The sequence below is a fragment of the Thermoactinospora rubra genome (genome assembly GCF_002093975.1).
Taxonomy (GTDB): Bacteria; Actinomycetota; Actinomycetes; order Streptosporangiales; family Streptosporangiaceae; genus Nonomuraea; species Nonomuraea rubra_A.
In genome coordinates this window covers 104415-129719 of record NZ_MSZZ01000042.1, presented here as the reverse complement: position 1 = coordinate 129719, position 25305 = coordinate 104415, and the positions used below count along the sequence as shown (strand labels likewise).

The window sequence follows — 25305 nt, the reverse complement described above, 5'->3', positions numbered from 1 at the left end:
TACACCTAACGGGCGTTCGGTAGCTAGGGTGTTGACCCAGACACTGTTGACCCTGACACCGTGTGAGGCCCTACACCTGGAGACGCCATGTTCAGCATCGGAGACTTCGCCAGGATGGGCCTGGTGTCGGTGCGCATGCTGCGCCACTACGACGCCATCGGCCTGCTACGTCCGGCCCGCGTCGACCCCGTGACCGGCTACCGCTCCTACCACGCCGCCCAGCTGGCCCGGCTCAACCGCATCGTCGCGCTGAAGGACCTGGGCTTCACGCTCGAACAGGTCGCCGCGATCCTCGACGACAAGATCAGTGCCGAGGAGCTGCACGGCATGGTACGGCTGCGCCGCGCCCAGCTGGAGGCGCAGATCGACGCCGACCTGGCGAGGCTGCGCGGGGTGGAGGCGAGGCTCCGGATGATCGAGACGGAAGGGGCCCTCCAGAGCGTGGAAGTCGTCGTCAAGACCGTCCCGCCGGTCCGCGTGGCCGGGCTGAGCGCCACCGCCCGCAGCTACGAGACCGAGGACGTCGGCCCGGTGATCGGCCCGTTGTTCCAGGAGCTCTGCCGCCGCCTCGACGAGCGCGGAGTGGGCCTCGCCGGCCCGGGCATCGCCGACTACGAGCAGCAGGACGACGGGACCGTGCTGATCCACGCGGGCTTCCCGGTGGCCGCCGAGCCGCCGCGGGGCGCGGGGGTGGAGATGCGGACCCTGCCCATGATCCGGACGGCCGCCACGGCCATCCACCGCGGTCCCATGGAGGAGGTCGGCCAGACCTTCCAGACGCTGGCCCACTGGATCGAGGACAACGGCTACCGGTCCGTGGGCCTGGCCAGGGAGGTGTCCCTGCACTGCCCGCCGGACCGGGCGCAGTGGGTGCACGAGCTGCAGATCGAGATAGTCAAGGCGTGATGGACGAGCTGGAGCGGCACCGGGCCGAGCTGACGGGGTACTGCTACCGCATGCTCGGCTCGCCGTTCGAGGCCGAGGACGCGGTGCAGGAGACGCTCGTCAAGGCTTGGCGGCACCTGGCGGCCTTCGACGAGAGCCGGGCCTCGATCCGCACGTGGCTGTTCCGCATCGCCACGAACGTCTGCCTCGACATGCTCCGCGGCGCGCGGCGCCGGGCCCGGCCCGTGGACCTCGCCCCCGCCGCCCGCCCCGGCCCCGACATCGGTGCTCCCCTGCCCGAGACCGCCTGGGTGCTGCCCATCCCGGACGCGCTCCTGGACCCGGCCGAGCTCGCGGTCTCCCGGGAGTCGGTACGGCTGGCGTTCGTCGCCGCCCTGCAGCACCTCCCGCCCCGGCAGCGGGCCGTGCTGATCCTGCGCGAGGTGCTGAAGTGGTCGGCGGCGGAGACGGCCGCCCTGCTCGGCGCCAGCGTGGCGGCGGTCAACAGCGCCCTCCAGCGCGCCCGGGCCGCCCTGCCCGCCACAGGGCCGGCCGAGCCGGTGGACGAGGCCCTGGTCGCCCGCTACGTCGACGCCTTCCAGCGCCACGACGTGGACCGCCTGGTCGCCCTGCTGCACGAGGACGCCACCACGTCCATGCCGCCGTTCACCTGGTGGCTGCGCGGCCGGGAGCACATCAGGGCCGTCCTCCTGCACTCCGACGCGCCGTGCCGCGACGCCCGCCTGGTCCCGGCCCGGGCCAACGGCTCGCCGGTCTTCGGCCAGTTCCACCCGGACGGGCGCCCCTTCGCACTCCTCATGGTCGAGACCCGCAGCGGCCTGGTCTCCGGGACCACCACGTTCCTCGACGCCGAAAGAATCTTCCCGCTCTTCGATGAGTTCCGCGCGGCCGGGCCGTACACCCTTCATGGACATCATTGAGCGACAAGCGCAGCCGTACGTGGGGATCACCGCCTCGATCACCATGACCACGTTCGGCAAGATCGCCGACCGCATCCCCGAGATCGCCGGCTGGATGGCCGCCAACGGCGTCGAGATCGCCGGGCCGCCGTTCCTGCGCTACCACCTGATCGACATGGAACGCGAGCTCGTGGTCGAGGCCGGGTTCCCGACCACGGGCCGGGTCGACGGCGAGGGCGAGATCACGCCCGGCGTGCTGCCGGCGGGCAGGTACGTCACCCACACCCATCACGGGCACCCCGACCAGCTCGGGGACGTCATCGACGAGATGCACGCCTGGGTGGCCGGGCGCGGGCTGAGCTGGGACATGGAGCAGACGCCGGACGGCGAGCGCTGGGGCTGCCGCCTGGAGGTCTACCACACCCACCCGGGACAGGAGCCCGACCCGAACAACTGGGACACCCAGCTGCTGTTCCGGCTCAAAGACCCAGCGCGGCCCTGAGGTCGGCCTTGAGCGCCTCCAGCTCCCGCGCCGCCTGCTCCCGGGCCTGCGCCGGGACGCCGGAGACGACGACCTCCAGGTAGCACTTGAGCTTCGGCTCGGTGCCCGACGGCCGGACCACCACGCGGGCGCCGCCGGCCAGCCGGTAGCGCAGCCCCTCGGTCGGCGGCAGCCCGCCCACGCCCGTGGCCAGGTCGTCCACCGACTCGACGGCGCGCCCGCCCAGCGACACCGGCGGGTGGGCGCGCAGCCGGGTCATCGCCCGCGCGATCAGCGACAGGTCCTCGACGCGGACCGACAGCTGGGAGGTGGCGTGCAGGCCGTACCGGCGGGCCTGGTCGTCGAGCAGGTCGAGCAGCGTGCGCCCGGACCGCTTGGCCTCGGCGGCGATGGCCGCGACCGTCAGGGCCGCGCCGATGCCGTCCTTGTCGCGCACCGGCAGCCCCTCGTCGGAGCCGACGCTGTAGCCCAGGGCCTCCTCGTAGCCGTAGACGAGCCCCTCGCCGGCCCGCATGATCCACTTGAAGCCGGTCAGGGTCTCGGCGTACCGCACGCCGTACTCGTCGGCGATCTTGCTCAGTAGCGAGGAGGACACGATCGTGGTGGCCACCAGGCAGTCGCCCGAGGTGTGGCTCAGCACGTGCTCGGCCAGCAGCCCGCCGACCTCGTCGCCGGTCAGCATGCGGAAGGAGCCGTCGCCCAGCGGCACGCCCACCGCGCAGCGGTCGGCGTCGGGGTCGTTGGCCAGCACGAGGTCGGCGCCGATCTTCCCGGCCAGCTCGAAGGCCAGGTCCATGGCGCCGGGCTCCTCCGGGTTGGGGAAGGACACGGTCGGGAAGTCGGGATCGGGCTCGCGCTGCTCCTCGACCATGGCCGGCGCGTCGAACCCGGCGGTGAGGAAGGCCCGCTCCAGCACCGCCGCCCCCACGCCGTGCAGCGGGGTGTAGGCGACGCGCAGCTCGCGGGCGTCGCCCAGCGGCAGCCGCGTCACGGCCCGCAGGTAGGCATCGACGACGGACTCGCCGAGCACGTCGTACTCCTTGCCGAGCGGCAGCCGGTCCACCCGGCCCACGGCGTCGATGGCGGCGCTGATCCGGGCGTCGACCGGCGGCACGATCTGCGAGCCGTCGTGCCAGTAGACCTTGTAGCCGTTGTCCCTGGGCGGGTTGTGGCTGGCCGTCACCGTCACGCCGGCGTCGGCGCGCAGGTGCCGTACGGCGAAGGCCAGCACGGGCGTGGGCAGCGGCCGGGGCAGCAGGCTGGCGCGCAGCCCCGCGCCGGTGAGCACGGCGGCGGTGTCGCGGGCGAAGACGTCGGACTTGTGCCGGGCGTCGTAGCCGATGACCACGTGCTTGCCGGGCCCCAGCACGGCGGCCAGGGCGGCGGCGGCGCGCATGACCGTCACGCGGTTCATCCGGTTGGGCCCCGCGCCCAGCTCGCCGCGCAGCCCCGCCGTGCCGAACTCCAGCTTGGCCCCGAACCGCTCACGCAGCGCCTCGGGGTCGTCGAGCAGCGCCGACAGCTCGGCGCGGGTCTCGGGGTCGGGATCCTGGGCCAGCCACTCCAGCGCGGTTTCCTTCACAGCCTGTCGACCACCTTGGCGAGCAGCACGCCCATGCGCGTGGCGGTGGCGCGGCCGACCTCCAGGACCTCCTCGTGGTTGAGCGGCTCGCCCACCAGGCCGGCGCCCGGATTGGTGACCAGCGACAGGCCCAGCACCTCGGCTCCGGCCTCGCGGGCGGCCACGGCCTCCAGGACCGTGGACATGCCCACCAGGTCGCCGCCGAGCGTGCGCAGCATGCGGATCTCGGCGGGCGTCTCGTAGGTGGGCCCGCGGAAGGCGACGTAGACGCCCTCGCCGATGGACGGGTCGATCTCGCGCACCAGCGCCCGCAGCCGCTTGGAGTAGACCTCGGTCAGGTCGATGAAGGTCGCGCCGGTGATGGGGTTGGCGCCGGTCAGGTTGATGTGGTCGCTGATCAGCACCGGGTCGCCGATGTTCTGGTGCTCGGGGCGCAGGCCGCCGGCCGCGTTGGTGAGCACGATCGTCCGCGCGCCCGCCGCGACCGCCGTCCGCACGCCGTGGACGACCGGGTCGACGCCGCGGCCCTCGTACAGGTGCGTGCGGCCCAGGAAGATCAGCGCGTGGCGGCCCGCCTCGGTGCGCGTGACGCGGACGCGGCCCGCGTGCCCCGCCACGGCGGGCGGGGCGAAGCCGGGCAGCTCGGTGACCGGGATCTCGCTCAGGGTCTGCCCGATCGCGTCGGCCGCGGGCACCCACCCGGAGCCCATGACGAGGGCGACGTCGAAGGACTCGAGGCCGGTGGCGCTCTTCAGCGCCTTCGCGGCCTCCTGGGCGAGGATGTAGGGATCGGTGCTCACCTTCAGTAGTTTAGGAGCAGCCTGTTCAGCACCCTCACACCGAACTGCAGCGACTCGACCGGCACGCGCTCGTCCACGCCGTGGAACATGGCCGCGAAGTCCATGTCGGCGGGCAGCCGCAGCGGCACGAAGCCGAAGCCCCGGATGCCCAGGTCGGCGAAGAAGGTCTTGTTGTCGGTGCCGCCCGACATGCAGTACGGCACGGCCCGCGCGGTGGGGTCCTCGGCCTTCAGTGCGGCGATCATGGCCTCGACGAGGGCGCCGTCGAACGTCGTCTCCAGGGCGATGTCGTGGTGGACGAACTCGCGCCGCACGCGCTCGCCGAGCAGCGAGTCGATCGTCTTGAAGAAGTCCTCCTCCAGACCGGGCAGGAAGCGCCCGTCGATGACGGCCTCGGCCCTGCCGGGGATGACGTTGGACTTGTAGCCGGCGTTCAGCTGCGTGGGGTTGGCGGTGTGGCGCAGCGTGGCGCCCACGAACCGCACCAGCGGCCCGAGCCGGTCCAGCAGCGGCCGCGGGTCCTCGGGGTCGAACGGCAGGCCGAAGGCGTCGGCGACCTCGGTGAGGAAGGTGCGTACGGTCGGGGTGTAGGTGAGCGGCCACTCGTGGGCGCCGATGCGGGCCACGGCCTTGGCGACCTCGGTGACGGCGTTGTCGGCGTTGAGCATCGAGCCGTGCCCCGCCGTGCCCTCGGCGACCAGGCGCATCCAGGCCAGGCCCTTCTGGGCCGTCTCGATGAGGTACAGCCGCAGGCCCGGGTCGACCTCCAGGGAGTAGCCGCCGACCTCGCTGATCGCCTCGGTGACGCCCTCGAACAGCTCGGGGTGGCGCCTGGCCAGGTACTTGGCGCCGTGCTCGCCGCCGGCCTCCTCGTCGGCCAGCCAGGCGAAGACGATGTCGCGGCGCGGCCGGCGGCCCTCGGTGACCATCTGCCGCAGGACGGCCAGCATCATGGCGTCCATGTCCTTCATGTCCACCGCGCCGCGGCCCCAGATGTAGCCGTCGCGGACCTCCCCGGCGAAGGGGTGCACGCTCCAGTCGGCCGCGTCGGCGGGCACGACGTCGAGGTGGCCGTGCACGAGCAGGGCGGGCAGGCTGGGGTCGGTGCCCTCGATGCGGGTCACGACGTTGCCGCGCCGGTCGGCGCTCTCGCTGTAGTGCGCCTCGATCCCGACCTCGGCCAGCCTGGCCATGACGACCTCGGCGGCCGCCCGCTCCCCGGGCCCGCTGCCGTCGCCGTAGTTGCTGGTGTCGACACGGATCAGCTCGACGCACAGGTCGGCGACTTCGTTCTCGGCGTTGGTCATGACTTCTCCACGATGGTTCGCAGGCCGGACTTGCGCAGGTGGCCGCGCTTGTAGGCGCGGGTGATGAGGGTGACGTCGACGTCGGCGACGTCGTCGAGGGGGCCGACGACGCCGGTCAGGAAGCGGTACAGCTCGGCCTCGTGGGCCGCCGCCACCTGGATGATCATGGTGCGGGTCCCCGACGTCGCGGCACAGTACCGCACGCCGGGGTGGGCCGCGAGGGTCTGCCCCACCCGGTCCAGCCCGTGCGGCCGGACCGACAGCCACAGCTGGGCCTCCACCTCCAGGCCGAGCAGCGCCGGCTCCACCTCGGCGCGGGGCAGCAGGACGCGGCGCTCCAGCAGCGAGGCGACCCGGCGGCGCGCGGTGGGCACGGAGACGCCGAGCCGCTCGGCGATGGCGGTGAAGCCGATCCTGCCGTCCTCGACCAGCAGCGCCGCGACGTCGCGGTCCAGCGGCGACAGGTCGTCGCAGTCCGGCAGCGGCTCGACGGGGAGCGGGGGCCGCAGCGCGGCGACCTCTTCTGAGGTGAGGTACGGCGCGTGCCACTCGGCCACCGTGCGGAAGGTGTGCAGGACGACCTGGGTCTGGGTCTGCGTCACGCCCTCGATGGCCGGGATCTCCACGGTGAGGATGTCGTGGAGCGACTGCCGGGTGGGGGCGACGAGCTCGCAGCCGATGTCGGCGGCGCCCGTCACCGCGTACACCGAGCGGGTGTCGGCCCGGCCGGCCAGCGCCTCGGCGACCCGGCCCGCCGTACCGGGACGGACCTGGACGTGCAGGTGCACGGGATGGCCCAGGCCCGAGCGCAGGTCGTCGTAGATGGCGGTGACGCGGACATCGCCGTCGGCCAGCAGGCGCTGCAGCCGCCGGGCGACCGTGCGCTCGTGCTCGCCGACCGCCCGCGCGATCTCGCCCCACGAGGCGCGGGGGCTGACCTGGAGGGCCGCGACCAGGCGCCGGTCCAGAACGTCCACGAAGCGTCGCTCCCGTGTCGGAATCGTAAACGTATTAGCTGAAATTTGACTGTTTCGGTCGTCCGGTTGCAGAGTAAGCCATCTCGCCCCCTTGAGCAAAGGAGCCCCTCGTGACCATCGCGCAGTCGCCCGTCGGGATACCGCGCAGCCGCGTGCGCCAGCTCGTCGCGGCCAGCGTCGGCAACGTCGTGGAGTGGTTCGACTGGTACACCTACAGCTTCCTGGCGATCTACTTCTCGACGCAGGTCTTCCCCGCGGCGGCCGACAACAGCCTGGTGCCGGTGCTGAGCGCGTTCGCCGTCTTCGCGGTGGGCTTCTTCATGCGCCCGCTCGGCGGGCTGCTGGTGGGCGCGTTCGCCGACCGTTTCGGCCGCAAGGCCGCGATGACGTTCACGATCGTGCTGATGGGCGTGGGATCGCTGCTCCTGGCGGTCACCCCGACGTACGAGGCGGCGGGCGTCCTCGCGCCGATCGTCCTGACCCTCGCCCGCCTGATCCAGGGCCTGTCGGTGGGCGGGGAGTTCGCGGCGGCCACCACGTTCCTCGTGGAGTCCGCGCCGCCCGGCCGCCGGGGGCTGTTCTCGAGCTTCCAGTACGTCAGCACGACCATCGGCCAGCTCCTCGCCTCCGGCCTGGCCGCCCTGCTGGCCGCCATGCTGTCCGAAGCCGCCATGAACTCCTACGGCTGGCGCATTCCCTTCGCGATCGGCGCACTGATCAGCCTGGTGGGTCTGTGGATCCGCCGCGGCGCCGACGAGACCTCGGCCGTGGCCGAGGAGATCCAGAAGGGGACGGCCAGGCGGCCCGGCCTGTTCGACTTCGTGCGCCACTACCCGCGGCAGGCGGCGCTCATCGTGGGGATCACCATCGCGGGCACCGTCGCGTACTACACCTGGACGACGTTCCTGCCCACGTACGCCCAGCTGACCGTGAGGTTCGACAAGGCCGACTCGCTGACCATCGGCACGATCTCGCTGGTCTTCTTCATGGTCCTGCAGCCGCTGCTCGGGATGCTGTCCGACCGGGTCGGGCGCCGGCCGCTGCTCATCGCCTTCGGGCTCGGCTTCACCCTGCTGCCGGTGCCGTTGCTGGCGCTGCTGACCGACTCCTTCGCCGTCCTGCTGGTCATCCAGCTCATCGGCATGGTGTTCCTCGGCGGGTTCACCGCCATCTCGGCGGCGGTGAACTCCGAGCTGTTCCCGACCCATGTCCGGGCGGCGGGAGCGGGCGCGCCGTACTCGCTCACGGTGGCTCTTTTCGGCGGTACGGCGCCGCTCATCGGGACGTGGATGAAGGACATCGGCAGGCCGGAGCTCTTCCCCTGGTACATGTCCGCCCTGGCGCTCGTCTCCACCCTGGTCTACGTCTTCGCGTTGCGGGAGACCAAGGATCAGCCCCTGGCGTGAGGCGCCGTCAGGCGGCCTGCCAGGGTGGCGCGGGAGCGGATCCTGGCCAGCTCCGCGTCCAGATCGCGGAACGACAGCCAGAGCTTGAACATGATCGCGGCTTCGAAGGCCAGCAGCAGCACCGCCGTGCCGATGGTCACCGGGGCGATCAGGCCGGTGAGCGGGCCGACGATGAACACGGCCATCTGGAACTCGATGCCGCTGACGAGGTGAGGTCTGATGCGCCGGTCGCGCAGCCAGTCGCGGATCGGGACGTACCAGGCGAGATGGCGGTGGACGTGCTGCTGGAGGGCGGCGGTGGGCACGGCGCCGGGCTCTCCGGCTTCGGGTTCTCCGGTGTCGGGTTCCCCGGCGTCCGCGATCGCCTCGGCCAGCCGGCGGCGCATCTGCCGCCGCACCTTGGCCACCTGCAGCGCGTCCACGTACCGCAGCATGTCCAGGAACACGACCACGATGCCGAGAACGAGGTAGAGCTCCTCGCCCGTGGCCCGGAACTGTCCCCACATCAGCGCCAGCGCGCAGGCGAGCACTCTGATCCGGTCGAGCACGTAGTCGAGCCAGCCGCCCAGCAGCGTGCCGGTGCCCTTGAGCCGGGCGATCTTGCCGTCCAGGCAGTCCAGCACGAAGCTCAGGTGGTAGAGGACGGCCCCGGCGGCGAGCCAGGTCCACCCGCCCATGAGGAAGCAGGCGGCGGATCCGAGGCCCACGCAGAAGGCCGCTCCCGTGATCTGGTTGGGCGTGACGGCGGTCCTGTTGGCCAGGAAGACGACCAGACGCCCGGCTAAGGGATCGACCAGGAGCACCGTCCACCAGGCGTCCCGTGCCTTGTAGGTCTGCGCGCGCACCTGCTCCAGCGTGTATCCGCGCATGCCGGCATCAGCCATCGTCGAGCTCCGTCCCGTAGGTGTCAGTCAGTGGGCGGCCGGTCGTCGGTCCAGCCGATCTCCTCGTACGCCGTGAAGGAGCCGACCTCCACGTCCCGCCCGTCGGCGGTCCGGGCGGCCCGTCGGCTCTCCTCGGCCAGCGGCAGCCCGCTCTCCGGGTCGATCACCAGCCGCTCCCGCGTGACCTGGCCGTCCTGGACGACCTGGTAGCTCAACCCCTGCCCGGTACGGCCGAGCGGATCGGTGACCTTCCCCTCGGCCCTCATCCCCGGCAGCGAGGCCAGGATCTGGTACGCCGAGGCGCGCACGCCGGGCGGGACCGGCAGCCTGGCGATGATCTCCAGGCAGGCCCGGCGCAGGTCCGCCTCCATCCGCCGGCCGATGTAGGCGCCGTTCTCCCGCGCGATGTGCTCCACGAGGAACGCGCGCAGCCGGGCGGGGTCGGCCGGGATCGTGCCGAGCGCCTTCCAGCTGACCAGGTGCTTGGTCAGGATGCCGTCCGCGTCGCGCCATCCCACCCGGTGCGGCCCCTGCCGCGGCTCGCCCGGCGCCGCCTCCACGAGCGCCGGTCCGGCGGTGCCGGCGGGATACCGCCAGGTCGCCGGCGATCCGGCGGCCTGCCACGCCGCGACGTCCTCGGGGGTCGCGGGCTCGGCGCCGAGGTACCGCCCGGTCCACCGATCCCGTCCCGGCTCCTGCCTGGCGAGCCAGATCTCCCGGGTGGAGCGGCGCAGGATGACGTAGCGGGCGTCCGGGGACAGCATCAGCCGGCCCGAGACCACCCGGGTGCGCCAGTGGGCGCCGTCGGCCGGCTCCGCGGCCATGGCCTCGGCCGCGGCGAGCAGGATCCGCCGCGCGTCCGGGGTGCCCATGGCGGAGACGGCGGGAGCGGGCGAGATGCGGACGAGCGAGTCCGACGACACCAGGGCGACCGCCGCCGCGACCGCCGCCGTCGCCCCGAGGAGCCCGTTGCGCAGCGACGCCCGCCACCGCCCCCCCCCCCCCCCCCGCCCGCCTGTGACCGCCCCCGGCCCGCCCGCCGTCGCCCGCCTGTGACCGCGTCTCCGTACGGTACGGCGGGCGTCACGACGTCGTCCTCGGCGGGCGCCGCCAGCGCGGCCAGCAGCCGGGCGCGTCCCGAGTCGACGGCCTCGGGGGAGGGGTCGGGCGTGGCGAGCAACGCGCGTACGGCCGCCATCTCGGCGGCGTCGGCCGGGCGGCCGTCGAGCTCATCCATCGAACCCTCCGATCAGCGGATTGACGCCGCCCAGCGCCCTGCGGAGCTTCCTGCGCACCCGGTTGAGCCGGGAGCCGACGGTCCCCACCGGGATGCCGAGCGTCTGCGCGACCTCCTCGTAGTTCAGGTCGGCGAGGGCCACCAGCAGGAGCACGTCGCGATCGCCGTCGGACAGGCGCCGCAGCGCCGCCGCGAGCCGCCCCTGTGCGCTCGCGGCGGAGATCCTGGCCGCCACCCGGTCCTCGTGCCCGTCGTCCGCCGCCTCGGCGGCCGGCGTTCGCTGGAACGCCGCGAGGCGCCGGGTCTCCTCGCGCCGGTGCTGGGCGAGGAGGTTGGTGGCGATGCCGTACAGCCAGGGCCGCACCGATCCCTGCGCGGGGTCGAACGTGTGCCGTTTCCTGAACGCCACCAGGAACGTCTCCGCGGCCAGGTCGTCGGCGATCTGGGTGCCGAGCCGGCCGGCGACGTAGCGGTGGATCTCGCCGAAGTAGCGGTCGTAGAGCATCGCGAACGACTCCGGCCGGCGCCATGACTGCTCGATGAGGGTGGCGTCATCGGGTACCACGGGCGCGTCCGGCGGTGCGGGCATGCGAGCGGTGTCCCTTCTGTGGGCTACACCTCTATTCCGTCGCAGCCGCGAACTCTCTTCACACTTTTTCGGGACTCGTCACCGGTCGCCTGGTGGCCGGCCTGGTGGCCGGCCCGGTGGCCGGCCCGGTGGCTGGCCCGGTGGCCGGCTCGCGGATCGGCAGCCCGTGCGGAGAGTCGCAGGGCGGGTCCGCGACCGGGACGAATAGTAATGCTGTAAAGCCTACTTGTTGTGTCGGTTGTGTTCAATACGACCAAAAGGTGGACGGGTGGGCCCAGACCTTGACTGAAAATTCCGACAGGTCGTATGGTGCTGAGGCATTCCAGTTATCCGCTGGGGGTATCGTGCACGTTGTCATCGTGGGATATGGGCGGGCGGGGCGCCAGCACGCGGCGGCGATAGAGCGGACAGAGAAAGTGCGTGTGCGGGCGATTGTCGAGCCCGATGAAAACGTCGACGCCGGCCCCTATGAGCGGGCCGCATCATGGAGCGATATTCTCGCCGATCCGGATGTCGACGGCGTCGCGCTGTGCATTCCTCCTGGTAGACGCGCCGAGATGGCGCTCCAGGCCCTGGCGGCGGGCAAAGCCGTCCTGCTGGAAAAGCCTCCGGCGATGTCGCTTGAGGAATTCGAAAGGCTCGCTCGTGCACCCGGCAGGGTGACCGTCATGCTGCAACACAGATATCGATTACCGGACGAGGCCGTCGAAGGCTGGAATGGCGGCTCGACCGGCACGCTCGTGGTCAGCAGGCCGCGCTCGGATAAACATTTCAGTGGATGGCGGGGAGATCCGGGGCAGGCGCTCGGGGGGATTACCGCGCACCTGGGCGTTCATTATCTTGACATCGCGTGTCAATTGCTGGGAAAGGTCGAGCGGGTCGAGATCGGCCATTATCGGGAGTGCGCGCCGGGCATAGACGTCCGCACCGCCGGGACGATCCTGTTCGAGTCGGGCGCCACGCTGGCGTTCACGGTGGCGGCCGACGTCGACGCGCGGGCCGAGCATCTGGTGCTGGCGGGGGAGGGCGGCAGGCGGCTCGAGATCAGGGACGGCGCCGTCCGGCTGCAGGACGGGCAGCGGGTCACCGACTTCCCCGCGGCGCCGACGGCCGAGCTCCGGACGCGCGTGTACGAGGAGTTCGCCGGCGCGCCAGGAAGGTGCGCGCTGGAACCCAGCCGGGACGTCGTCGCCGTGCTGGACGAGGTGCGCAGGGCGGGGGAGCGGTGAACGCCGGACCCACCGTCAGGCTCGGGCTGTCCTCCGGAACCGTTCCCGCGATGACGGCCGCCGAGCTGGCCGCCTTCACCCGCTCCCTCGGCGGGACCGTGGTGGACCTGCGCGCCGGCAAGGGACACGCCTGGGAACGGGACGGCGTCGCGGCGCTGGGCGGCCTGGCCGTCGCCTTCGTGGGACTGTCGGTGGTGCTGGGCGAGGACCCGGAGCAGCCGGCCGCGGTGAGCGACATCGCCCGCCGCTTCGAGGGCCTGCCGGTGAAGGTCTTCGCGGCGCGGGGAGCGTCGGCCTCCCGCCGCGCCCGTGAGCAGCTGGCCGCGCTGACCGGCACCAGAACGGCCGCCGACGTCCTGGTCGAGACCCATCGGGGCGGCGCGGGCCCGAAGGAGCTGGCCGAGCTGTGCTCCCGCCACGGCACCCGCCTGGTGATCGACAACCTGGGCCTGCACGAGATCTCCCGCGACGTCGAGGCGGACCTGGCGTACCTCGCCCCGCTGGCGCGTGCCGTCCAGGTCAAGGGCTTCGGAGCGGGCGGCCGGCACCGCCCGCTGGCCGAGGAGGACCTGAGCTGGTCGCACCTGTTCGCGGAAGTCGGCGTGGACGTGACGGTGGAGTCGCGCGCCGGGACGCCCGAGCACGATCTGTCGGTGTTAGCCCGAGCCTGGAAGGCACTGCCATGCGCTTGTCCATCATCGGCGACGAGATCCACCAGGACCTGATCACGACGGCGCGAGCCGTACGGGACGCCGGGTTCGAGGGGGTGGAGGTGCGGTCGGTCGACGGCGTCCCGCCGCACCGGCTGAGCGACGAGCGGCTCCGCGAGATCCGGCGCGTGCTGGACGGGCACGGGCTGGAGGTGGCGGGGTTCTGCCCGCCGGCGCTGAAGCACGCGGTGCCGAGGACCGACGACGAGATCGAGGCGGCGCGAGCCCTGCTCCTGCGGGCCGTCGAGCAGGCGAAGATCCTCAAAGCGCCACATGTCCGGATCTTCACGTTCTACCGGGACGGCGAGCCCGATCCGGGAACGGCGGCGGCCGCGGCCCGCGAAGTCCTCCACGGCCTCCCCCTGGACGGCACGCGGCTGCTGGTGGAGACCGGCACGCGGACCAACACCCCCACCGTCGCCCTGACCATGGCGTTCCTGGAGCAGACCGGACGCGACGACCTGGGCATCCTGTGGGACCCGGGCAACAGCGTGTTCAGCGGGTGGGAGCCGGAGCCGTTCCCCAAGGAGTACCGCATCGGCCGCGAGCTGATCGGCCACGTGCACGTGAAGGACCCCAAGGGCACCACCGGCTACGTCAGGCTGGGCGACGGCGACCTGCCGTGGCGGGAGATCACGGCCACCCTCGCCGAGGACGGCTACACCGGCTGGCTGTCGCTGGAGACGCACTGGCGGCACGGCCGGGTCCTCACGCAGCGCCAGCGCGACGAGCCGTGGGGCGAGGAGTTCAGCGAGGGCGGATACCCGGCGAGCGTCGAGTGCATGGCCCTGCTCAAGCAGCTGGTGGCTACATGACGGCGCCCCTGCTCCTGCTCGGCGCCCAGCGGTCGGGCACCACGGCGCTGGCCCACGCCCTCAGCCGCGCCTACGCCGGCGCGGGCGGCCTGTTCACCGTCAACGGCAAGCTGCCGTACCTGCTGCCACGCTGGTGCACCGAGGCCGACCTGCGGGGCAGGCACTTCCGCGCGGACGAGATCCTTCACGCGCTCGCCCGCAAGCCGCCCGGCGGCGAGGGGAGCGACCGGTGGCTCGCGCACGTCGAGCAGGTGCTCAGGCGCGTGGCCGCCGAGGTCGCCCAGGGGTACGGCGGAGCCGCCCCGTCCCTGGTCGCCCGGGTGATCGCCGACAGCTACGCCCCCTGGCCGCTGTGGGGCGACAAGTACAACGAGTACCTCATGGACCTGCCCGCCCTGCTCGCCGCCGTGCCGTCGGCCCGCCTGGTGCTCCTGGTGCGGCATCCCGAGGCGGTCGCCGAGTCGGTGCTCAGGTGGCCGGGAGACCGCCCGTGGAAGCCCGTGACCAGGCCCGGCGCGTACGCCAAGTGGGCGGCCTGGCATCGCGGCTGGCTGGAGCTGGCCGGCGGGCTGGCCGAGGAGCGGTTGATGGTCGTGGGCTACCACGCGCTGTGCGCCGGCAAGGCCACCCGGCGGCTCAGCGAGTTCACCGGACTGGACCTCGCCCCCTACCTGACCGGCCTGCGGCCCTCAGGACGCGACGACTACGAAACCCCCGACGAGGTCGCCGACGTGTGGCGAACCCTGTGCGAAATGGAGTGTGACCGATGAGCGTCTCCGCGCAAGGCTACGGCCCCGACCACGAGTCGCCGTACGGCTACAGCCTGCACCATGTCCAGCTGGCGATCCCGGCGGGCAGCGAGGACGAGTGCCGTGCCTTCTACGTCGGCCTCCTGGGCATGGCCGAGATCGCCAAGCCGCCGGTGCTGGCGGCTCGCGGCGGGCTGTGGGTGCGTGCCGACTCGCTGGAGATCCACCTCGGTGTGGAGGAGGACTTCCGCCCCGCCAGGAAGGCCCATCCCGGCATCCGCGTCGACGGCCTGGACGAGCTGGCCAAGCATCTGGAGGACAACGGGGTGAAGGTCGTGTGGGACGACAACTTCCCCGGCCACCGGCGCTTCTACGCCCACGACAACGTCGGCAACCGGCTCGAGTTCATCCAGAGGGACCCGAGCGTGCCGGCGGAGTGGTGAGATGGCCGGTTTACCGCTCCGGTTGGCGGGGCTTCCGGACATCCCGGCGGTCAGGCGGTGGGCGTGGGGAGCCGTGGTCGACTCCCTCGGCACCGGCCTGATGCTGCCGCTCGGCATCATCTACTTCACTCAGGTCGTCAAGCTGCCTCCGGTCATGGTGGGCCTCGCGATGAGCGTCGCGGGCATCACCGGAGTGGCGCTGGTGCCCGTGGTCGGGGCCCTCGTCGACCGGCTGGGGGTCAAGCCGACCGCGATCACCGCCTTCGCCTGCGCCGCGGCCGGCACCGCCGGCTATCTCGTGGTGGACGGCGTGGCGCTGCTCATCCCGGCCGTGGTGCTGGCACAGCTGGCCGACACCGCGGGACGGCCCGTCAAGCAGGCCTTCATGGCGCAGATCGCCGAGGGCGAGGCGCGCAGCAAGCTGATGGCCTTCAACCGGTCCGTCCGCAACGCGGGATACGGCGTGGGCGGCCTGCTCGCGGCGGGGGTGCTGGCCATCGGCACCCGCGAGGCCTACCTCGTCGCGATCGCTCTCGACGCGCTGACCTTCGCCACCGCCGCCGTGCTCGTGGCGACGATCGCCGTGCCCGCGGTCAGGCCACCCGCCAAGGACGACGCCGAGGCCGGGACCGGCTACCGCGAGGTGCTGGCCGACTGGCGTTACGTCTGCCTGGCCGGGCTCAACGGCGTCGTGCTGCTGCACGCCCATGCGTTCCTCGTGGGCATGCCCCTGTGGCTGGTCGAGCACACCAGCGTCCCGCAGGCCATGGCGGGCGTGCTGTTCACGGCCAACACCGTGATGGTCGTGCTGTTCCAGGTGCGGGCCGCCAAGGGGCTGGCGGGCCCGGCGGACGTGGGACCCACCTACCGCCGGGCGGCGCTCGCCTTCGCGGCGGCGGCGGGGGCCTACATCCTCGCGCACTTCACCTCCGTCGCCGTCGCGATCGCCGCCATGGCCGTGGCCGTCGTGATGCACACCATCGCCGAGCTCCTGGCCTCCGCCGGTGAGTGGACGGTCTGCACCGGCCTGGCCCCGGAGCGGCTGCGCGGGCGCTACCTCGCGGTCTACGCGCTCGGCGACGCCGCGGAGAAGGCGATCGGATCGCTGCTGATCACCTTCCTGCTCACCAACGCCGGATGGGCCGGCTGGCTCGTGCTGTCGCTCCTCGTCAGCGGGGCGGCGCTGCTCAGCGGGCGGCTCGCCGTCCGCCATCCCCGTCTGAAGCCCGTGGAGGTGAGTGGCTGATGCTCAGCGTTCGCGACCTGGTCGTCACGGTCGGGCGGCGACACCACGAGGAGGTGGTCCTGCGCGGCCTGGACCTGGAAGTGCCCGACGGCAGCACCGCGCTGGTGCACGCCGCGCAGGGAGCGGGCAAGAGCGTGCTGGCGGCCGTGCTGCGCGGCGACCTGCGGGCCAGGTTCGGCGAGGTGAAGGGCACGGCCCTGGTCGTGGACGACGCCGACCGCCTGCCGTACGAGCGGCTCGCCAGGCTGGTCGAGCGGCGCAAGGCGGCCGGCCAGAGCACGCTGTTGCTGTGCAAGGAGGCGACCAGGGACGGGCGGCGGCTCGCCGATCAGGTGTTCCGCCTCGTCAACGGCACCGTCGTGGCCGAGACCGAGGAGCCGGAAGACGAGGGGCTGCGCCTGCCCGTCCCGGAGGTGCGAGAGCGGGCGGTCGACGCCCTGCTCTCGGCCGGGGCCGCGCCCGAGACCGCCCGCCTGGTCGCCGACGTGCTCGTCGAGGCCGACGTGCGGGGCCACCACTCGCACGGCGTGGGGCTGCTGCCCACCTACCTCCAGCGGGTGGAGGCGGGCGGCATCGACCCGGCCGCCGAGCCCGTCGTGACCGAGCAGGGCGCGGTGGCCGTCGTCGACGCCCGCGTCGGATTCGGCCAGGTCGCCGCCGCCAGGGCCGCGGAGTGGTGCGCGGAGGCCGCGTCGCGGCACGGCGTCGCGGCGGTCGCGGTCCGCAACAACAACCACGTGGGCATGATGGCCGCCTACCGGTGGCCGTTCCAGCGGCACCGCGTGGTCGGCCTGCTGTACAACATCTCGGGACCCAGCCTGGCGGCGCCCGGAGCGGCCCGGCCCACGCTCGGCAGCAACGCGGTCTGCCTCGTCACGCCCACCGACGGCGAGGAGCCGTTCGTGGTGGACTTCGCCACCGGGGTGGTCGCGCTCGGCAAGATCCGCGACGCCGCCGCCCGCGGCAGGACCATCCCGCCCGACTGGCTGCTGGACCGCGCGGGACGGCCCACCACCGACCCGGCCGACCTGGAACGCGGCGGCTCGGTGCCGGTCTTCGGCGGCTACAAGGGCCTCGGCGTGACCGTCATGGCCGAGGTGCTGGCCGGGATGCTCGGCGGGCACACGATCAGCCCGCGCGTGGCCAAGCAGCGCAAGCACCTCGACCGGCCGATGAACTGCAGCCAGCTCTTCGTCGGCCTGTCCCTCGACGGCTTCGGGCTCCCGGCCGCGGACAAGCTGATCGACGAGCTGCGCCAGGCAGTCGTGGACGGCTACGACGAGGACCCGCCGATGCCGTACTTCCCCGACCAGAAGGAGGCCATGAGCACCGCCCGCGCGGAGCGGGAGGGCATCCCGGTGGCGGCGGCCGTCGCCGACGCCCTCGGCTGGCGGGTGACGGCATGACCGTTCCCGAACAGGTGGCACGCGCCGTCCAGGGCTCGGCGCCCGGCTGGCCGCTCGTGCTGTACTTCCACCACGTCCACCCCGACCTGGACCACTACACCTCGCTGACCCCGCGGGCCTTCGCGCACGGCCTGGAGACCGTCCTGGAGCACGTCGGCCCGGCGCTGGACCCCGCCGAGCTGGACGGTCCGCCCCCGGACCGGCCCACGGTCCTCATCACCTTCGACGACGGCCACCGCGACACGCTGGACCACGCCGTCCCGATCCTGGACGAGCTGGGCGTCAAGGCGCTGTTCTTCGTCATCGCCGAGCGCGCCGACGCCGGAGGAGACGCCCTCACCTGGGCGGAGCTGGCCGACCTGCGACGGGCGGGCCACCGGATCGGCTCGCACACCCTGACCCACCGCAAGCTGCCCGAGCTTCCGCCGGACGAGCAACGCCGCGAGATAACCGGCTCGCTCGCCGTCCTGGAGGACCGGCTGGGCGTGCAGGCGCCGCCGCTGGCCTACCCCTACGGCCTGCCGCCCACGGCTCCCGTGGTGCCGCCGCACACGCTGGCCTTCGGCACCGTCAAGGCCGACCCCGTGCCCTGGACGCGGGCGCCGCACGCCATCCGCCGCACCTACCTGCCCGTGGGGCACGAGCCGTCGTGGCCTGCCCTCTGCCGTGATTGGAGGCACCAGTGGTCGCGCCCGTCACCGTGATCGTGCCCAGCCGTGACCGCTACCGGGACCTGCGGCGCACCCTGCTCGCGCTGGCCGAGTGCGACACCACGCTGCTGCACGAGGTGATCGTCGTCGACGACGGATCCTGGCCGAGGATCACCGACGCGGCGCGGGTGCCCGGGCTGCCGGTCCGGGTGCTCCGCAACCCCGTCTCGCTCGGCGCCATGCGCTCCCGCATGCTCGCCGCCGAACAGGCCCGCTCCCCGATCCTCGGCTTCCTCGACGACGACGCGCTGCCCAGGGCCGACTGGCTCACCACGATCGTCCGCGAGCTCACCCCCGAGCGCGGCGGGATCACCGGCCGGGTGCTGCCGTTCGACTCCGGCCTGGTCTCCCAGGCCCGCCAGGCCCGCTACGACCAGCGCTACCGGGGCCTGCGCCCCGGCGCCCGGGTCGCCTTCTTCGCCGGAGGCAACAGCGCCATCTGGTGCGACGCCTTCCTGGCCGCGGGCGGCATGTCCGTCACCGGCCCGGGCGGCGACAACTCGATCGTGGACAACCTGGCCCAGCTCGACCTCGCCGTCCACTTCGTGCCCTCCCTGGTCGTCGTCCACCGCCACAGCAAGGGGTTCGGCCGCGCGGTGCGCGACGCCTTCGGCGCCGGCCGCTGCTCCCGCCCGTTGCCGCTGCCCGAGCTGCTGCGGGAGGCCGCGCGGCCCGCCCCCGGCGTACGGCCCGCCGTACGGGCCACCAACCGCTTCCTCCACCTCGTCCACCTGACCGGTCGATGCCTGCCACGTCCCGGAAAGTGAGCTGACATGAGCGACACCAGCACCCCAGCGATCATGGCCGACCGGCTGCGGCACGCCTGGCGCGAGGCGCTGGGCCGCGAGCCCGAGCCCGGCAGCGACTTCTTCGGCTCCGGCGGCGACTCCCTGCTGATCGCGCGGATGGTCTCCCGGCTGCGCCGCGAAGGCGTGGCCGTCGGGCCCAAGGACGTGCTGCTCGGCCGGACCTTCGACGGCATCCTCCAGCGGTTGCGGCCCGCGCCCGACGCGCGGGCCGGGCTGCCGCTCGCCGACGCCGGGACGGCGCCGCTGCTGCCGACGCAGGCCCGGTGGGTGGCCAACCGGTTCGCCGAGCCCGACCACTTCAACCTCGGCTGGATCTTCCAGCTCGACGAGCGGCCGGAGCCCGGCGGGATCGCCGAGGCGCTGCGCCGGCTGGCCGACCGGCACGAGGCGCTGCGCACCGCCTACGACCTGGCCTCCGCGACGGCGCGCGTGCTGCCCGAGGTGCCGGGCGAGCCGCTCACCGTGCTGGAGGTCGAAGAGGCCGAGGCGGGTTCCGCGCTTGCCGCCCAGCAGCGCGGCCACGACCTGGCCAAGGGCGTCGTCCTGTCCGCCGCCTGGGTTCCGGGGCCGCGCCTGCTGCAGGTGATCGTGCACCACCTCACCCTGGACGGCTACTCGCTGGCCGTGCTGGCCGACGACCTGGAGGAACTGCTGCTCGACGGCCGTGCAGGGGAGCCGCCCGCCGTCCAGCCCAGGCAGCACGCGGCGGCCGTCCAGCGGTGGCTGGACGGGCCGCAGGCGGCGGAGGCGGAGGCGGCGTGGGCGCGGCTGCCCTGGGATCGGGTGAGCCCGGTGCCGGTCGAGAAGACGGGCCCCGCCACGCTCCCGACCATGACCACCGTGTCCGGCACGCTGGAGGAGGCCCCGGCGGGGGCGGACGCGCTGCTCACCGCGGCCGCCGCGACCGCCGTGATGGAGCGCTTCGACCTGCCCGCGCTCAGCGTGGACGCCTACCACCACGCACGCGACGAGTTCGGCGCGGACCTCACCAGGACCATCGGCTACCTCCAGGCCACCTATCCGATCGTCTTCCGCGCCGGGGACGCGGCGACCTGGTGGGAGCGGGCGCAGGAAGACCTGCGGCGGCTGCCCGCGCAGCGGTTCTCCTTCGACGCGCTGCGCTTCACCGGCGGCCGGAAGGCGCTGGGCGACCTGCCCTCCAGCCTCGTGCGCATGAACTTCCGCGGCCAGTTCGCCAGGCTCAACGAGCGCCGCTCCAGCCGGCTGCGTCCCGCCGCCCAGCCGCCGCGGGGGATGAGGTCGCCGGCGCAGACCGAGCCCTACCGGCTCATGCTCGAAGGCGACGTCATCGACGACGCGCTGACCTTCACGATCAAGTTCAGCACCGACCACTACGCGGTCTCGACCATCGAGGGCCTGGTCCAGCGCACGCTCGAGCTGCTGTCCGGGCGGGCGCGATGATCGGGCTGGCCGCACGGCTGCTCGGCCGTCCAGAAGAGGAGCTGGCGCGCGAGGCGGCCGTCCACTCCTTCACCGCGCTCGGCGGGACCTCGCTGCTGGCCATGACGCTGGTCGCGGAGGCGGGCAGGCAGGCCGGCCGGGTTCCTGAGCTGGCCGCCCTGCTCGGCCGCAGGCCCCTGGCCGAGGTGCTGGCCGAGGCCGCCCCCCTGGTGTCCGCGGCCGGGCAGGAGCCGCCGCCCGGCGGCCGCCCGTTGCTGCCCGCGCAGGAGGGCATCCTGTTCGGCGAGTCGCTCGGCTGGTCCTCGGCCTACCACCTGCTGTTCTCCCTGCGGAGCTCCGCCCTGCTGGATGAGGGGCGGCTCGGAGGCGCCCTGCAACGGCTGGTCGACCGGCACGAGTCCTTGCGGACCGTCTTCGAGCCGTCCGACGGCGAGGCCGGGCCGCGCCGCAGGGTCCTGCCGCGCGGCCGGCCGTACGTCCTGCGCCAGGTGCTCCGGCCCGCGCCCGGCGTCGATCCGGTCGAGCAGGTGCACCGGCAGCTCGGCGCGGCCGGCGCGCGGCTGCTGCACCCCTTCGCCCGCCCGCCGGTGGTCTTCGCGCTCACCGAGGTGCGCCCGGACGGCGGCGAGCCCTGGCACCTGGTGTCCCTGCTGGTCCACCACGCGCTGGTGGACGGCTGGGCCATCGGCCTGCTGCTGCGCGAGCTCGGCCGGCAGTACCGGGAGCCGGACGACTCGCCCGGCCCCTCCCCCGAGCTCGCCGCCCGCCGCCACCAAGCACTGAGCGAGAGCGGACGGCTGGAGGAGCTCACCCGGCGCCGCGTCGAGCAGCTGGCGGGCGCGCCCACCAGCCTGAACCTGCCCACCGACCTCGGCCCGTCGCCACGGCACGACGGCACCGGCGTGCGGATCGCCGCCACCCTCTCGCCCGAGGCCGTGACCGCGTGGCGGGAGGCCGCCCGCCGCCACGGCGTCACCGGCACGGTGGTGCTCCTGGCCGCCTACGCGCTGGTTCTGGCGCGGCGCACCGGCGGGCGGGAGGTGCTGATCGGCCTGGCCGGCGCGGCCCGGCCGACGCCGGAGCTGGCCGAGGTGGTCGCCGCCTGCTCCCGGGTCGCGCCCGTGCGCTGCGTGATCGACGACAAGGGCGGCACGGGCGAGTACATCGCCTCGGTGGCCGAAGCCCTCGCCGACGCGGTGGCCGCCCAGGAGGTGCCCTTCGAGCGGTTGGTGGACCACCTGAACGCCCACGGCGGCCCGCGCTCGCCGCTCGTGCAGGCCGTCCTCGGCGTGCACGACGAGCTGCTGCCCGAACGGGTCTCCTTCGGCGAGACCGACGCCGTCGTGCACGAGGGACACTGCGGCGGCGCGCCGTTCGAGCTGTCGCTGTTTCTCCAGCGCGGCGGCGGGCGTCCCCGGCTGGTCCTGGAGTACGGCAGCGCCGTCCTCACCCCCGCCGAGGCGGCCGACCTGCTGGACTCGCTGGACGCCGCACTCGTGGAGCTGGCGGCCGGCGGGCCGCTGGGCGAGGCCCGCACCGTGTCGGCCGCCCAGCACCGACGGCTGCTGGCGGCCCGCTCCACGCCCGGTGACGTGGACGCCGACGTGTGGAGCCTGGTGGCCGGTACGGCACGCCGCCACCCGGGCGCCCCGGCCGTGCGCGACGCCGACGGGCGGACGCTCGATTACGCCCGGCTCGTCGCGGCCGCCGAGGCGCAGGCGCACGCGCTGGCCACGCGCGGCGTGCGGGCCGGGCAGCTCGTGGCCATCGCCCAGCCGCGCAGCGCCGCCGAGATCGTGGCGGTGCTGGCCGTGCTGCGGCTGGGAGCCGGCTACGTCGGCGTCGACCCCGGCCTGCCCGAGACGCGGCTGCGGGCCATGCTCGAGACCGCCCGGCCGGCCGCGGTCGTGGGGCCGGAGCCGGTCGCGGCCCGCCTCGCCGCGCTGGCGCCGGAAGGCTGTGCCGCCGTGCCGCCGCTCGACCCCTTCACCTGCGCCCCGGCGCCTTCGCCTGAGGCGGGGGCCGAGCCGTCCGACGTGGCGTACGTGGCCTTCACCTCCGGCTCCACGGGCGTGCCCAAGGGGGTGCGGGTGCCGCACCGGGCGATCGCCCGGCTGGTGGCCGGGCCGGACCCGGTGGCGCCCTGCGGGCCCGGCGAGCGCATGCTGCGGCTGGCGCCGCTCGCCTTCGACGCCTCCACGCTGGAGATCTTCGGACCGCTGGCGGGCGGCGGCTGCGTCGAGGTCTACCCGCCCGGCGTGCCCAGCCCGCCCGACCTGGCCGCCTTCCTCGCCGAGCGGGACGTCACAGTGCTCTGGCTGACCGCCGGGCTCTTCCGCATCATGGCCGACCTCGCGCCGGAGGCCTTCGGCCGCGTGCGCCAGGTCCTGACCGGCGGGGACGTCGTCCCGCCCGCCCAGGTCCGCGCGCTGCTGCGGCGCCGGCCGGGGCTGCGCGTCACCAACGGGTACGGCCCGACCGAGAACACCACCTTCACCACCGTCTACCACGCCGACAGCGAGAGCGACGTGGACGATCCGCTGCCCATCGGCACGGCCATCCCCGGCACCGGGACGATCGCGCTGGACGCGGACGGCCGGATCGTGCCGCCCGGCGGCGTCGGCGAGCTGTACGCCACGGGCAGCGGTCTCGCGCTGGGCTACCTCGGCGGCCCGGACGAGGCGTTCTCCTTGGCGGCTCCCGGCGACGGCGCGCGCACGTACCGCACCGGCGACCTGGTTCGGCTGGACGGCCAGGGACGCTGGCGCTACCTGGGCCGGCGCGACCAGCAGGTGAAGATCCGGGGCTTCCGCATCGAGCTGGAGGAGGTGGTGCGGCCGCTGCTGGAACACCCCGGGGTGCGCGACGCCGTCGTGGTGACCGTCGGCGCGGACGCCGACTCGCGGCGGTTGCTGGCCGCCGTCGTCCCCGCCGGGCCCGCCGACGCATCGGACCTCGTCCGGCAGGTGCACGCGGAGGCGGCCAGGACGCTCCCGGGGTACGCGGTGCCCAGCCTGTGGGCGGTCGTGCCGGAAATCCCGATCACCGCCAACGGGAAGGTGGACCGGGCCGGGCTGGAACGGGTGGCGCGGCCGGCCGCCTCGGCCGAGGCGCCATCCGACGCCGGGACACCGGCGACGGAATCCCAGGGGCATCCCGCCCCCGCGGAACCGGCGCAGGAGACCACCGCGGAAGGGCCGCCTGCCGGCACCCCGGAAGCGAACGCCGCGGAAGGGCCGCCTGCCGGCACTCCGGAACGGATCGCCTTCGACGGCTGGCGGGCCGCGCTGGGCCGGCCGCCCCGCCACCTCGACGCCGACTTCTTCGCCTCCGGCGGCGACTCGCTGGCCATGGCCCGCCTCGTCGGCTGGCTGAAGAAGGAGCACGGCGTGCGCATCTCCCTGGCCGAGCTGTACCGCAAGCCCACCGCCGGCCGTCTCACCGACCTCGTCCGCTCCGCCGTACAGGAGACCTCACGATGATCGTGCTGCCGGAAGACCCGCCGGCCGACCCGGACCTGCGGCTGCTCGTGGTGCCGCACGCCGGGGGAGGGGCCGCCGTCGCCAACCCCTTCCGCGACGCCGCGCCGCACACCTGGTGCGTCGGCGCCGTCCTCTTCGGCGGGCGGGAGAGCCGCTTCGTCGACGACCCGCCCGCCGGCATGGAGGAGATGATCGGCGACGTCGTGGCCGCCGCTCGCGCGATGCCGGAGGACGTGCCGCTGGTGCTCGTCGGCCAGTGCTCGGGGGCGTTCGTCGCCTTCGAGGCGGCCCGCCGCCTGGACCGGCCGCTGGCCCTGGTGGCGCTGTCGAGCCCGGCCCCGGACACCGCGGTCGCCACGCCGGATGTGAGCCTGCCCGACGAGCGGTTCACCGCCGAGGTCCTCAGGATGGGCGGCGTGCCCGCCGAGGTGGCCGACCTGCCGGACCTGGTGGAGCTGCTGCTGCCCGCGATCCGCGCCGACTTCGCCGCGGTGGCGGGCTACCGGGCGGAGAAGGATCCCCCGCTGGACCGGCGGATGCTGGTGATCTCCTCACGGGACGATCCCGGCTGCCCGCCGGAGTCGGTCAGCGGCTGGGCCCACTACGCCGCGTCGGTGGACTTCGCCGAGGTGAGCGGCGGGCACTTCCTGCTGGGGGAGCGGCCGCGGGAGGTCGTCCGGATCCTGGAGGAGTGGCTGCGCTGACCGCCCGCCCGCTCACTTGCAGGGCCGGTTGCGCAGCTCCTTGACGTAGTCGTCGGGCGCGCCGGCCTGCTCGGCCGCGTCGGCCAGGATGCCCAGGTAGCGGGCCGAGGGCAGGCCGCCCTCGTAGCCGTCGAGCACGTAGAACCAGGCCACCACGTCGCCGTCGAGGGTGTGCACGCGCAGGCGGATCTTGTGATAGAGCCCGCGCGTGGCACCCTCCCACTGGTCGAGCTCGGCCTCGTCCCACTCCGGCACGTCGTAGAGCACCACGAACACCTGCTCGCCGGGATCCTCCACGATCGTGGCCAGCGCGCCCTCCCAGCCGAGGTCCTCCCCGCCGAAGGTCAGCCGCCAGCCCGCCAGCCAGCCGGTGCCCCTGACCGGCGAGTGCGGGGCGCGCAGGGCCATCTGGGTGGGATCCATGTTGGAGCCGTAGGCGGCGTAGACCGGCATAGCCACCTAGGGTACCGCTTGGCCTGCCGCTCGGCCGA

The 25305-nt window shown here is 73.6% G+C and carries 24 protein-coding genes; 16 read left to right on the top strand and 8 right to left on the bottom strand.

Annotated features, from left to right (window positions below):
* The first annotated feature begins 87 nt into the window (after positions 1-87).
* The 3 genes from BSB02_RS28845 to BSB02_RS28835 are packed head-to-tail and all read left to right on the top strand — an operon-like array spanning position 88 to position 2307.
* On the top strand, positions 88-906 hold the full coding sequence (locus BSB02_RS28845) for a MerR family transcriptional regulator (protein ID WP_084963718.1): 819 nt from the start codon (positions 88-90) through the stop codon (positions 904-906).
* Positions 906-1826, top strand: a complete 921-nt coding sequence (locus tag BSB02_RS28840) for a sigma-70 family RNA polymerase sigma factor (RefSeq protein WP_084963717.1) — start codon at positions 906-908, stop codon at positions 1824-1826. Before BSB02_RS28845 ends, BSB02_RS28840 begins: the two co-directional genes overlap by 1 nt.
* A complete protein-coding gene (locus tag BSB02_RS28835) occupies positions 1813-2307 on the top strand; it encodes a GyrI-like domain-containing protein (protein WP_084963716.1) in 495 nt (164 codons plus the stop codon). The genes BSB02_RS28840 and BSB02_RS28835 overlap by 14 nt, the downstream gene beginning before the upstream one ends.
* Here the strand turns inward: BSB02_RS28835 and BSB02_RS28830 are convergent.
* From BSB02_RS28830 to BSB02_RS28815, 4 genes are read right to left on the bottom strand one after another with little or no spacing between them, the layout of a single operon-like run.
* On the bottom strand, positions 2285-3889 hold the full coding sequence (locus BSB02_RS28830) for a phospho-sugar mutase (RefSeq protein WP_084963715.1): 1605 nt from the start codon (positions 3887-3889) through the stop codon (positions 2285-2287). The two genes, BSB02_RS28835 and BSB02_RS28830, sit on opposite strands and share 23 nt — an antisense overlap.
* A complete protein-coding gene (locus BSB02_RS28825) occupies positions 3886-4689 on the bottom strand; it encodes a purine-nucleoside phosphorylase (protein WP_084963714.1) in 804 nt (267 codons plus the stop codon). Before BSB02_RS28825 ends, BSB02_RS28830 begins: the two co-directional genes overlap by 4 nt.
* Before the next feature lie 2 nt (positions 4690-4691).
* Complete coding sequence (locus BSB02_RS28820; RefSeq protein WP_084963713.1) at positions 4692-5996, bottom strand: M20/M25/M40 family metallo-hydrolase; 1305 nt, start codon at positions 5994-5996, stop codon at positions 4692-4694.
* Positions 5993-6973 (bottom strand): Lrp/AsnC family transcriptional regulator, encoded by a 981-nt coding sequence (locus BSB02_RS28815; RefSeq protein ID WP_084963712.1) that lies wholly within the window; start codon positions 6971-6973, stop codon positions 5993-5995. The genes BSB02_RS28820 and BSB02_RS28815 overlap by 4 nt, the downstream gene beginning before the upstream one ends.
* Before the next feature lie 110 nt (positions 6974-7083).
* On the opposite strand from BSB02_RS28815, the gene BSB02_RS28810 reads away from it, so the two are divergent.
* A complete protein-coding gene (locus BSB02_RS28810; RefSeq protein ID WP_084963711.1) occupies positions 7084-8379 on the top strand; it encodes an MFS transporter in 1296 nt (431 codons plus the stop codon).
* Here BSB02_RS28810 and BSB02_RS28805 read toward each other — a convergent pair.
* The 3 genes from BSB02_RS28805 to BSB02_RS28795 form a co-directional block, all read right to left on the bottom strand.
* Positions 8364-9263, bottom strand: coding sequence for a CDP-alcohol phosphatidyltransferase family protein (locus BSB02_RS28805; RefSeq protein WP_240506710.1), 900 nt, complete (start codon positions 9261-9263; stop codon positions 8364-8366). The two genes, BSB02_RS28810 and BSB02_RS28805, sit on opposite strands and share 16 nt — an antisense overlap.
* 23 nt (positions 9264-9286) lie before the next feature.
* Complete coding sequence (locus BSB02_RS28800; protein ID WP_084963709.1) at positions 9287-10186, bottom strand: hypothetical protein; 900 nt, start codon at positions 10184-10186, stop codon at positions 9287-9289.
* A gap of 306 nt (positions 10187-10492) precedes the next feature.
* On the bottom strand, positions 10493-11089 hold the full coding sequence (locus tag BSB02_RS28795; protein ID WP_084963708.1) for an RNA polymerase sigma factor: 597 nt from the start codon (positions 11087-11089) through the stop codon (positions 10493-10495).
* A gap of 344 nt (positions 11090-11433) precedes the next feature.
* On the opposite strand from BSB02_RS28795, the gene BSB02_RS28790 reads away from it, so the two are divergent.
* The 12 genes from BSB02_RS28790 to BSB02_RS28735 are packed head-to-tail and all read left to right on the top strand — an operon-like array spanning position 11434 to position 24814.
* Complete coding sequence (locus BSB02_RS28790; protein ID WP_158088747.1) at positions 11434-12318, top strand: Gfo/Idh/MocA family protein; 885 nt, start codon at positions 11434-11436, stop codon at positions 12316-12318.
* On the top strand, positions 12315-13043 hold the full coding sequence (locus BSB02_RS28785; protein WP_084963706.1) for a hypothetical protein: 729 nt from the start codon (positions 12315-12317) through the stop codon (positions 13041-13043). Before BSB02_RS28790 ends, BSB02_RS28785 begins: the two co-directional genes overlap by 4 nt.
* Positions 13001-13843 (top strand): sugar phosphate isomerase/epimerase family protein, encoded by an 843-nt coding sequence (locus BSB02_RS28780; protein WP_084963705.1) that lies wholly within the window; start codon positions 13001-13003, stop codon positions 13841-13843. Before BSB02_RS28785 ends, BSB02_RS28780 begins: the two co-directional genes overlap by 43 nt.
* Positions 13840-14613: a sulfotransferase gene (locus tag BSB02_RS28775; RefSeq protein WP_084963704.1), complete on the top strand. Its 774-nt coding sequence runs from the start codon at positions 13840-13842 to the stop codon at positions 14611-14613. The genes BSB02_RS28780 and BSB02_RS28775 overlap by 4 nt, the downstream gene beginning before the upstream one ends.
* Positions 14610-15035 carry a VOC family protein gene (locus tag BSB02_RS28770; protein ID WP_084963703.1) on the top strand — a complete coding sequence of 142 codons (426 nt, stop codon included), beginning with the start codon at positions 14610-14612 and terminating at the stop codon, positions 15033-15035. Before BSB02_RS28775 ends, BSB02_RS28770 begins: the two co-directional genes overlap by 4 nt.
* Position 15036: 1 nt before the next feature.
* Positions 15037-16281: an MFS transporter gene (locus tag BSB02_RS28765; protein ID WP_084963702.1), complete on the top strand. Its 1245-nt coding sequence runs from the start codon at positions 15037-15039 to the stop codon at positions 16279-16281.
* Positions 16281-17687, top strand: coding sequence for an Ldh family oxidoreductase (locus BSB02_RS28760; protein ID WP_084963701.1), 1407 nt, complete (start codon positions 16281-16283; stop codon positions 17685-17687). The genes BSB02_RS28765 and BSB02_RS28760 overlap by 1 nt, the downstream gene beginning before the upstream one ends.
* Positions 17684-18391 (top strand): polysaccharide deacetylase family protein, encoded by a 708-nt coding sequence (locus tag BSB02_RS28755; RefSeq protein ID WP_084963700.1) that lies wholly within the window; start codon positions 17684-17686, stop codon positions 18389-18391. The genes BSB02_RS28760 and BSB02_RS28755 overlap by 4 nt, the downstream gene beginning before the upstream one ends.
* Positions 18370-19164 (top strand): glycosyltransferase family 2 protein, encoded by a 795-nt coding sequence (locus tag BSB02_RS28750; RefSeq protein WP_158088746.1) that lies wholly within the window; start codon positions 18370-18372, stop codon positions 19162-19164. The genes BSB02_RS28755 and BSB02_RS28750 overlap by 22 nt, the downstream gene beginning before the upstream one ends.
* Before the next feature lie 6 nt (positions 19165-19170).
* Positions 19171-20628 carry a condensation domain-containing protein gene (locus BSB02_RS28745; protein ID WP_084963698.1) on the top strand — a complete coding sequence of 486 codons (1458 nt, stop codon included), beginning with the start codon at positions 19171-19173 and terminating at the stop codon, positions 20626-20628.
* Positions 20625-24110, top strand: a complete 3486-nt coding sequence (locus tag BSB02_RS28740) for a non-ribosomal peptide synthetase (protein WP_084963697.1) — start codon at positions 20625-20627, stop codon at positions 24108-24110. Before BSB02_RS28745 ends, BSB02_RS28740 begins: the two co-directional genes overlap by 4 nt.
* A complete protein-coding gene (locus BSB02_RS28735; protein ID WP_084963696.1) occupies positions 24107-24814 on the top strand; it encodes a thioesterase II family protein in 708 nt (235 codons plus the stop codon). The genes BSB02_RS28740 and BSB02_RS28735 overlap by 4 nt, the downstream gene beginning before the upstream one ends.
* A gap of 12 nt (positions 24815-24826) precedes the next feature.
* Here the strand turns inward: BSB02_RS28735 and BSB02_RS28730 are convergent, their stop codons facing one another.
* The gene (locus BSB02_RS28730) at positions 24827-25267 is read right to left on the bottom strand and encodes a gamma-glutamylcyclotransferase family protein (RefSeq protein ID WP_084963695.1); all 441 of its coding nucleotides are present in this window, start codon (positions 25265-25267) and stop codon (positions 24827-24829) included.
* Positions 25268-25305 lie beyond the last annotated feature (38 nt).